Here is a 10,442-nt window from a genome sequence, read left to right as displayed (position 1 = left end):
CTCTCGCGGCGACAAGAAATAATATATCACGAACGCCTAGTGGATTGCAAGCACTATTTTCAATAAAATTATAGAATCCGATTTTAACGCGAAAAACGGCTGTCGGAATCCTTCCGGAATGTGCGACCTGCAACTATGCAAGCCAAGTAGTACCGCACGAATAAGGTCGTTTTCATCACCCATTATAGCTGGGGGCATTGCCGGGCACCCCATACCATACGTCAAAGAAAGAGACCCGCTTCGCCAGCGGGTCTCCTTCCGAGCCTGCCTGTTAATAGTCATATCTTTCATATGACTTGGCGGCATCCAATGTCAGTCTGGTTACTGGTTCTTTCTCTATTCCGCTATATCGATGATGCCTACCCGCAGGTTCCGCTCCTCGTCCGCCAGCGTAAAACTGATTTTGCGGCTGTCCGGACTAAAGGAAGGATGGGGATGCCCCGGATGTTGCTTCCACATCGGAATTTCGCACAGAAGTCTGGAGGAACGGCTTGCCAGATCGATTAGCACAATCTTGCTGATTTCCTCCTCTTCCGTCGTATCCGCGACCGCCCATCGGCCATCGGGACTTACCGCTACATGCCAATAACGATAGTCGCCGTTCACGAATTCCGCCTCGCCATTCAGCGCGTCCACGCGGTAAATGCCGGTTGGCTTTAGCGGGCTGTGCGGATATTTCACAAAGTACAGCTGCCTGCCGTCGGGCGCCCACATCTCATGACCGACGTATTCTCCGAGCTCGCCGGTTCCCATCCGCTTCTGCCCGAAGCCGCAGCGGAACTCGCCGCTCCGAACGTCCGCCATAAAAATCCGGTCCGGAATATATTCGGTCTGGCCTTCATGCGCGAAGAACAACAGATTTCGATCCTCCGGACTGATCATGGCATGATTGGCTATCGGGTAAGGCTCCGCGAAATCCGGAGTCGCCACCTCCCTCACGCGTCCCGTCTCCACGTCGACCGTACCGATAACCCATTGCCCGCCTGCCCGCCAGTAAATGCCCATCGTACTGCCATCTTTCGTAATCGACAGTGGGCCATATACGACCGCCGCCGGATCCAGGCGGCAAACGATGCGGCTCCGGCCGGAAACCAGATCCCTCTCGTAGATGTCCGGACCGATATAATAATAGAACCGATCGCCGTCGGATACGAGGCCCCTGCCCCATTCCAGCCGATCGACGATGATTTCTCCCGAGCCATCCGTCGTATCCGCTTTGACGAAAACGCCCATCTTGTCCCCGTCGATATCCGTGCAAACCACGATATGCCGGCTGTCCGACATCCAGGACATGGCCGTGAAATATTGGTGGCCGGTGTCGACACCGCTTGCCCCTATGGATCGTATGCTAACGCCCGTGGCGGCATCTATCGTTTCGCGCAGCGTGAACATTTCGATATCCTGCCCCTTTCCGTGCAACTAACAGCCCGAAGGCTGCCGCGCCAACCTTAAGTCCATTCCGGTTCCCCGTCTACGCCAGCCCGCAGGCCACCTCTCTTTTTTCTTCCGCGTCAGCCCTTGGACCGTTCCCTGAATTCCGTCGGCGTCAGCCCCGTCATTTTCTTAAAGATCCGCACAAAGCTGTTGACGTTGGAGTATCCGACTTGCTCCGCGATGTCGCGGATCTTGTCTTCCGTGCCGGCCAGCAGCTCTTTGGCCTGATTCATGCGAACCTCCATTAAATAATCGATAAAATTGCACTCCATCTGTTCCTTAAACAGCTTGCTCAAATGCGAGATACTAAGATGAAATTCGCCGGCAAGCAAATTGAGCGACATGTCGCTGCGCATATAATGCTCCTGAATGTACTGTTTGGCTTTATCGATCGTATCGTTGCGTTCCCTGCTGCCCCGTTTCTCGCGAATTCGTTCGATAAAGCTGTCCAGCGCGCCAACCGTAAATTTCTCCAGTTGCTCCAGCCGCTCGTACTGATTCAGCATTTCGACCAAATATTGCTCCGGGAAAATGCCTTCCGTATCGACGCCGATTTCGGCCGCGGCGGTCGCGGTCTTCATCAGGCACTGCACGACAAGCTGCATAATCAATTCCGGCGGGACGCCCTGCTCCGCAAACGATTCGAACCACTTGCGAACCTGCCCGCGCATCTTGTCGGCGTCCGGCAGCTTTACCGAAGCGACGATTCCGTCGGTCATGGCGAACAGCTTGTAGAATTGGGGCGACGGGTCCGCCGGTATATCTTCTCTCGTTATAATGGAGTTGCCGCCCATGACCAGCTTATACCGGAGCGCTTCCAACGATTGCTTGTAGGATGCCGGTACCTCCTCGAGCATCTCCACAGCATCCCCGATTCCGATGCTGATCGTCCGTCCAAGATATTCCTGGACGAACTCCTTTAACATATCCGCCACGGCCACGGCCCGGATGGCATGCCGTTCCCGATCCTCGTCGTCGCCGAAGCTCATAATGACCACGCATTTGCCTTTGTCGAGCTCGCAAGCGATGCCTTGGCCTTCCGCGTTCATCAGCTCCTCGGCCACGTTGCAAAGCGCGTAGGCATACAGCTTCAAGTCGCGCGCGGAAGCAATCTGCCCCTTGTTGTCGAACTCGATGCTCATCACGACGAAGCGCTGCGCATGGAGGCGGATATTCAGCGTATCCATATAAGGCTGAATCGCCGACAAGTTTTTCGGTCCGCCCGACAGCAGCTCCGTCATTAACTGCCACTTGACCAGCGGCTTGCTTTCCACAACTTGCTTGTGCAACTGCTCCCTGTCCTCCAGAATATGCTGCACCGTCGATTCGAAATAATGGAATTCGTCGTTGTACTTGCGGCCTCCCGACTTGGCGGGAGCCGACAATTGCTGCCGCATCGCCTGGACGAACCGATTCATCGGCTTGAACGTCCAGCGGCCGATCACTGCTGCCGATACCGTGGCGACAACGAACAAGACAACCGCGAGCAGGAACAATACGTTGCGGAACAGGATGAGCGGACGGGTAAACTGCGACTCCGGCACGGAGCGGACGATATACCAGCCCGTATAATCGTCTTTGACATAGAAGACGGAGGACTGCGTCTGTTCCACATCGGCTGTGAAATGACCCGTGTCCCCCTCGGATTTCAGCATACGGCTTATATAGGAAAACTCGCTGATGTCCTTGCCTACCTTATTATGGTCCGAATGAAGCACCACGACGCCTTCCCGGTCGACCACGAAGGTCTGCCCGCCATCGGCATCGGCCGTATTCCGAATCAGGCCGTACAACGCATCCTCCTTGACGTTAACCGCAACGGCCCCTCTTCTCGCCCCCGGCGAATGGATAAGCGGATAGGTGCGCACCAGCGTCACGACGTCGCGGTAAACGGGATAGCTGGAACGGTTGATGAGCACCTTGCGAGTCGACATCCATTCGTAGAAACCGTCAAATTGCTCGAACCCGGTAATCCAGCGAAAGTCGTTCGACAGCTCCTCCTCCGTCAGCACATTCCCCGTGACAAGCCGTTGTTTTCCATAGGAATACAAGTCGATTGTGAAAATATTATCCATGCTGTTGATCGCGTTCGCGATCAAGTTGGAAATGCGAAACGCATTATTTTGGCTTGCCTGCTCATCCAGATCCTTGTCAAAGAAACGGATGACCTCATCGTTCTTGAGCAACTGAATCGTCGACTTGTCAATATGCTTAAGCGTCAGCTCGAGCTTATGGTCGACTTGGCCGAGCAGCTCCATATTCGTATCGACCAGTTGCCGTTTCAATTGTTTATTGAATACCGAATAAGTGAAAAAGAATGAAGTCGATACAAGGAGGAACAGGACGATGGACAAAACGCCGATCGCTTTCACAAGCCTCCGATTTTTGGTCACGTTCATGCCTGTTCCCCCTTATAAGTCAACCTCATTCAGACTTCCGTCATTTTAGAAGCTTGCCTTGTTCTCTTCGTACCACTTCTGCGCAAGCTCATCCGCTTCCTTGCCGCCCAGTCGCTCCCATTCCTTGCGGATCTCCTCGAGCGCCCACTGCCCCGTATATTTCGACCCTTGGGTTACGGCGGTTGCGCGCGTCTCCCGGATAAACGTATCCAGCGTCGAACGGATCTCGTTAATCTTGTCGAAGCTTGGCTGATACGGGATGTCCCTGCGGAACTCGTTTTTCATGGCGATCTCGAGCGATGTCATGTTCAGCTTGGCGATACGCTGGGACTGCTCGTCGTCGGGAGCAAGCGCAAGCAGATCCTCGGCTTTGGTCACCTGATCTCTGACGACCGCGTATTCGCCGGCGTACAGCACTTCTTTGTTAAACTTATCGCTGTCAAGCTGCTTCGGAACGTCGTTAACCTTTTCATAATGGACGCCTTCCTCGCCATTGACAAGCGGGTACCAGCCTCCGTCGATCAGCCAGTCCAAATATTCGATCGCCGCTTTCGGATTTTTCATATCTTTATTGAAAGCTACGAAAATATTAGGCGGAGCTTCTTGATAAGCGCCGTACTTGCCATACTGGGAAGCGACCATCTCCAGCGGCACCGGATTCGCCGTCGGCACGTTGGACAGCATATCCTTGATCATAATATCGTTCGAGCCTCTTCCCCATTGCCCGAGGTAAATGCCCGCTTTGCCTGTCGTCCAGAGCTGGCTGGCGCGCTGATTGTTGCTATCGGTCAGATACTCCTTGTCTACAAGCCCCAACTCATAAAGCTGCTTCTCCAGCCCGATCACATCGGCGAACCGGTCCAGCGTAGCTCCGTATTGCATCTTGCCGTCCTCCAGGTACCATTGGAAGTTCATGGCGCCATAGATGGCCGAGTAGATATCGCTCGTGGTATGGCCTACGATCGGCGTGCTGTCCGGATATCGTTCCTTGAACGCCTTGGCGACCGCGATCAACTCCTCGACGGTTGTCGGCTGATCGAGCTTCAGCTCATCCAGCCAATCCTGCCGAATCCAGACGCCGTGATTGGCAACCGCGAACAACGGACGTTCCGTGGATACGGCATAGATCTCGCCGTCGAACGTCAAGTAAGGGAGCAACTCGGGATGTTCTTCCAAATATTTTTTGTACGACGTGCTGTACTTCTCGATATATTCTCCAATAGGTTGAATGACGCCTTGCGTTACCAGCTTGCCGATATACGCGCGGTCATACTCCCACACCAGATCGGGAGCTCCGCCGGACGCAAACAACACGTTAAGCGCGTCCTGCGCCTGATTGCGCGGCACGGGCACGATCGATACGTCGATGCCGGATTGCTCGCGAATCCACTTGACCCAACGGTTATCCTCATACGTGCCTTCGTCGCTGGATACCTGACCCCGATCAAAGGTGGAAATGCTGATCTTTTTAGGCAGACCTTCATACGGGTCCTTCTCCGCCCCTCCATTGTCTGAAGGCGCCTGGCTTTCCTGACCGGCCTTATTGCCGTTTCCTTTGTTGCCCGAACCGTTTGCGCCGTTCGAACAAGCGGATACGACGACCATCACCATAACGACGAGAATCAGCAGCAATCTGCCCTTTAAGTATTGCTTCCCTTTTTGATCCATACTTGACCTCCTGTTAACTGTTTTTAAATTATATCAGAACGCGCCGCGAGAGCGCATTTGACATCTTTTGAGAACGCCGGAGCCGTTAACCTTTGATCGACCCCAGCAGAACGCCCTTGATAAAATGTTTCTGCAGGAACGGATAGACGCACAGGATCGGCACGATGGCAAACACGACCGCCGCCGCCCGGATGCTCTCCGGCGTTATGACCGCTTGGAGGACGCCTTCCCCGCGCAGCAGCTCCGTGCTGACCAGATCGATCATTTGGTACAGCTTTACCATAAGCGACAATTTATCCGTGCTTCGGATATAGATCAGCACGTTCATATAGGAGTTCCACCAGCCGACCGCATAGAACAGCGTTAGAGCCGCGATGACCGGCTTCGACAACGGCAGAATAATTCGCCACAGAATCGTAAACTCGCTCGCTCCGTCGATAGCCGCGGATTCCTCCAGCTCCTCCGGCAACCCCTCCAGGAACGATTTCATAACAAACATGTTGTAGGCACTAATAAGCGCGGGGAGCCATAATGACCAATAGGAGTTGACAAGACCAAGCGTATTGACGAGCAGGAAGTTCGGGATGAGCCCGCCGCTAAACAGCATCGTGAACAAAATCGCCATCAGCATGACATTCCGGCCCTTGAGCCTTGCCTTGGACAGCGGGTAAGCCGCCATAATCGTAAACAGCATATTAAGCGCGGTGCCTACCAGCGTAATGATTACCGTGTTCTTCATGGCGACGATCAGTTGACCGTCCCGAATCAAATTGTTGTAGGCGTCGAGATTAAATTCGATCGGCCACATAAACACTTCGCCCGCGTTGATCGCCCTGCTGCTGCTAAAGGACGTCGCGATAATATTGATAAAGGGAAACAAAGTCGCATAAGCGCATAACGCAAGGAAAATATAGTTGAGCCATCGAAACCAGGCTGGCGAGGAACTTCTTTCATTCATGTCCGATTACCTCCTGTCGTCCTTCTCACCATAGGCCCCTCTCTCCCATCGCCTTGATGATCCGGTTAACCGATACGACCAAAATCAAGGCAATCAGCGATTGGAACAGTCCGAGAGCCGTCGTATAGCTGTACTGCAAATTCACCAGGCCTCTCGTATACACAAAGGTGCTGATGACCTCCGCCACGCTTGTCACCGCGTCATTGCGAAGCGCATACACCTGCTCGAAGCCGACATCCATCATTTTGCCTACTTGCAAAATGAGCAGAATCGCGATCGTGCTGCGAATGCCGGGGAGCGTTACATGCCAGGTTTGCCGCAGCTTGCTTGCCCCGTCCATTCTTGCAGCCTCGTACAACGTCGGATCGATGGAAGCCATGGCGGCCAAATACAGGATCGTGCCGAAGCCGGCTTCCTTCCATATACCGGAGACGATAAAGCTGACGGGCCACCAAAGCTTGTCGGCCATAAAGTAGATCGGCTCCAGCCCGAAGCCCTTTAGCAAATAGTTGACGAACCCCGTGGACGGCGACAGTAACGCGATCACGATGCTGCCCAGCACGACCCAAGAAATGAAATGGGGAATATACAGCAAATTTTGCAATGTCCTCTTGTACCATTCCACGCGGACCTCGTTTAACAGGATGGCCAGCAGAATCGGCACGGGAAACGCGAATAGAAGGTGATACAAGTTCAACAAAAGCGTGTTTTTAAGCACGACATAGAACTCCCGGCTCGCAAACAGCTTCTCGAACTGCTCGAAGCCAACCCAGGGGCTGTTCCAAATGCCATCGGCCAGACGATAATTTTTGAACGCGATAATCTCGCCGAACATGGGAGCGTATTTAAACACGAGCAGATAAATGGCCACCGGCACAAGCAACATATAAAGAAAGCGATTTCGTGAAACTTGCTTCCAAAATGACGATTTTTTTCTAGCGGGCATTCCGGCTTCGGCAGGCAGTCCCGTCGGTTGCGGTATATTCATTTTCATGCGAGTCTCCTTTCGGTTTAAATGGTTATTGGCTAACCTGCACCCTTAAACTAGCACGGCATCGCCCGCTATTGAAATCACCACTTTTTACGGCGCTACGCCATATCCTTTTTTGGAGCACACGCTTTTTTTGAGATGCTACACCCTTTTCGCGATTTGCCCCTTATTACGCTCCGAATCCGGCTTAAACGCAAAAAAAGAGACCCGCTTCGCGAGTCTCCTTCTTCTTATGAACCTATATATTAGTACTGTTTGGTTTTCGTATACTTGGTTGCGTCCTTTGCAAATACGGTCGCTTTGTTGCTTTGCTTAATGCCTGCGTCCACTGTCGTATCCACGATGACCCACTTGCCGTTCAGATAAACCTCGTTCCATGCGTGGTAGACGTCTACATAATCGGAATCGCCCATGACCAGCTTGGTCGGAATATCAAGGCTTCTCAGCATTGCCGCGTATGTCGAAGCGTATCCGTAGCAGATCGCCTTCTTCGAAGCAAGCGTCTTGTCGATGCTCGGCAGGTAGTCGGAAGTGACGGTGTCCGCCAGAACCTTGTCATACGCGATATTTGCGATGATGTAGTTGTATACGGCTTTCGCTTTTTCTTCGTCCGTCGTTTTGCCCTTGGCCAGCTCCTTCGCTTTCGCAATGGCTTGGCTAGTGCTTGTCCAGCTTACATTTTGAACGGAATTAAGGTACACGACCTTCTCATCCTTGAGGTTCAACTTAACCGCTTGTTGCTTAACCGCTTTATACGAGGTGCCCGAGATGTTCTCCAGAAGCATGATCTTGTAATCGCCATTGCCGAGCTGCAGCGGGAGAGTCTCCGTTACGCGGCCTGTAGCCAGACTATACGTATAGTTTTCTTTGCCCTTCGCGATCATGACTTTCATCTTGACCTTCGGCTTTACGTCATAGGTTACCTTGACAATGCCTTGCGCCAATGCCGACGTGTCCAGCCAAGCAGCACCTGCATCAGCGGCCGATACAGCTTGTACCGATGTAAACAGCACGAATACCGATACAACCATCATAATGAATTTACGCATAACAAAAAACTCCTTTCGGTGGCCAGGCTGCCATCTGTTTAGAAGGCCCTATAGCTTTGCGTCCCTGCCTTTCGACAGGTTTGCCATTATCGTGTGAAGCTTTAGAGGTAGTCTCGGAGCTGAAAACCGAACTTTTTGACACGCAATAAGGTGTTCAATAAAGACCTATTGCCGTGCGATAAAGTCCTATAAACAACAAAAAAAGCCCAATCATTCGGTAGCTGGCTGTCATCAATCCATGGATTGGAAGACCCTGTAGCTTTGCGTCCCTGGCTTTCGCCAAGTTTGCCGTTATCGTGTCTCGCTTTTATAGTTCCATGTTACCACAATTTGCTAGAGTTGCAACCCTTTTTTCTGACAAATGGACGCTTGGTTCGATGCTGGCCTTCAACGCTCGTCAAACCGATTGAACAACATTGTCGCCTGAGAGAACACAAGCTTCTCGCAAAACTAGAAATTAGTAGTTTTAGCCCATATGAATAAGCATATTTTCCTAGTAAATAGGTAAAAAGTTTGATATTATTAGGAGAGTATGTAAGCGAGGTGATGGATATGTCCGGATATATAATGTTCACCGAATTAACGACACCGCTCAAGCTAATCGGTATTAGAATTTTTCGCGACGAGAACGGCCATTACTGGTACAAAGTCAGGAAGAACAGCCGCAAGCGGATCTTTTCTAAATTCTGATCAATCCCAGTTCCCATACATGCCCTGTCAGACGCAGAATCGATCGGCTCCGCAGCAGTACCGAACGGTTACATAGTCCAGACACAGCAAGAGAGGCTCCCGGGCTGCAAGCCCGGGAGCCTCTTCTCTTTTGTATCCTATAACATGGATTCCGCAAGCTTGCGGCCTGCTTCTAGCTCTTCTTCGAACTTGGTTCGATATTCGGCAAGGATAGCCGTGCTATGCCCGCCCGCCGTCAGCGCCGCCGAGGTGTCGGCAATGATGGTCTCGAAGTTGCCCGTACAAGTCGCTACCGCCGCTTGAATATCTGACTTTAGCTTCTTTTTGCCCGCTTCGCTCGTATCCGTATAGCTCAGCACGATTCCCGTCAGCGTAGATTCGCAGCTCGAACGCAAAGCGTACAGTTTGGATTCCGCACCCGAAGTAATCTGTGCATACGTCTGGTTCGCCGGCGTTCCTCCGCCAGGCGCGCCCCCTCCGCCGCCGTTGCCCGCTCCGGGAGCGCCGCCGCCCGTGCCGGAATTGCCATCTCCGGGTTTTCCGCCATTGTTCGATTCGCCATGCTCCGCCTGGTACGCCTTCGACTGTCCACTGACCGTTCTTGTCGCAGGATCCCAGTCAATCTTGGTGCCGAGCGACTCTGCCAGAAAGCGCAACGGCACGTAGATCGATCCATTGAGGATAAATAGGGATTGACCCTCCGGCAGCGCCTTCGCCTTGCCATTAAAGATCAGCGTCGCTTCCTTGACCTTCATGGTCAGCGTCTGCGTCGTCTGGCTTGGCTTGCCGCCGCTCGCCGCAAGCAGCTTCTTCTTGAGATCGGCAAGCTCCGCTGCCGTGGGCTCCGAGATGGTCACTTGATTTTTTGCGGGATCCCAGCCTACCTGCTTCAGCAAAGCATAGGAGAGATAACGGATAGGCACGTAGGTCCGCGCCTGATGGATAAAAGCGTGCTGCCCCTTGGGCAGCGTCAGTTCCTTATCGTCGAAGATGAGCCTGACCGGCTGCGTCTTGACCTGCACCGTCGTTTCCTTTTTAGGCTGCGCGGCCTGCGCCTTCACTGTCGCGGCTGCCGCTGCATAAGACACTCCCGCTCCGGTAACAGCGGACGCAGGCACAGCCGCCGCCCGTCCGGTGCCTTCTGCCGCTCCCATTGCCGCTTGCAGAGGTGTCGCCATTAACAACAGGGACGCCATTAACGTCATCCCCCATAATTTCTTCTTCCTTGCCATTCTTTAATCTTCCTCTCCGTC

7 protein-coding genes and 2 riboswitches are annotated in these 10,442 nt (G+C 53.0%); all 7 genes read right to left on the bottom strand.

All coding sequences use genetic code 11. The features are described from left to right. Nucleotides 1–336: 336 nt before the first annotated feature. A complete protein-coding gene (locus B1748_RS30030; protein ID WP_087571653.1) occupies nt 337–1,392 on the bottom strand; it encodes a TolB family protein in 1,056 nt (351 codons plus the stop codon). 119 nt (nt 1,393–1,511) lie between these two features. Further along, the gene (locus B1748_RS30025) at nt 1,512–3,833 is read right to left on the bottom strand and encodes a helix-turn-helix domain-containing protein (protein WP_087571652.1); all 2,322 of its coding nucleotides are present in this window, start codon (nt 3,831–3,833) and stop codon (nt 1,512–1,514) included. Nucleotides 3,834–3,878: 45 nt separating this feature from the next. After that, nucleotides 3,879–5,501, bottom strand: coding sequence for an extracellular solute-binding protein (locus B1748_RS30020; RefSeq protein WP_087571651.1), 1,623 nt, complete (start codon nt 5,499–5,501; stop codon nt 3,879–3,881). A gap of 85 nt (nt 5,502–5,586) precedes the next feature. Next, nucleotides 5,587–6,459: a carbohydrate ABC transporter permease gene (locus tag B1748_RS30015; RefSeq protein ID WP_087571650.1), complete on the bottom strand. Its 873-nt coding sequence runs from the start codon at nt 6,457–6,459 to the stop codon at nt 5,587–5,589. A 25-nt stretch (nt 6,460–6,484) separates the two neighbouring features. Further along, complete coding sequence (locus B1748_RS30010; RefSeq protein ID WP_256976035.1) at nt 6,485–7,447, bottom strand: ABC transporter permease; 963 nt, start codon at nt 7,445–7,447, stop codon at nt 6,485–6,487. A gap of 248 nt (nt 7,448–7,695) precedes the next feature. Next, complete coding sequence (locus B1748_RS30005) at nt 7,696–8,499, bottom strand: transglutaminase-like domain-containing protein (protein WP_087571649.1); 804 nt, start codon at nt 8,497–8,499, stop codon at nt 7,696–7,698. A gap of 14 nt (nt 8,500–8,513) precedes the next feature. Beyond that, nucleotides 8,514–8,594, bottom strand: a riboswitch (cyclic di-GMP riboswitch). A 118-nt stretch (nt 8,595–8,712) separates the two neighbouring features. Next, nucleotides 8,713–8,799, bottom strand: a riboswitch (cyclic di-GMP riboswitch). A gap of 527 nt (nt 8,800–9,326) precedes the next feature. Continuing rightward, a complete protein-coding gene (locus tag B1748_RS30000; protein WP_087571648.1) occupies nt 9,327–10,421 on the bottom strand; it encodes a stalk domain-containing protein in 1,095 nt (364 codons plus the stop codon). Nucleotides 10,422–10,442: the final 21 nt, after the last annotated feature.

The sequence above is a fragment of the Paenibacillus sp. MY03 genome, from assembly GCF_002165585.1.
Lineage (GTDB): Bacteria > Bacillota > Bacilli > Paenibacillales > Paenibacillaceae > Pristimantibacillus > Pristimantibacillus agaridevorans.
The sequence above is the reverse complement of the archived record's forward strand: the minus strand, read 5'-3'. Positions and strand labels throughout refer to the sequence as shown.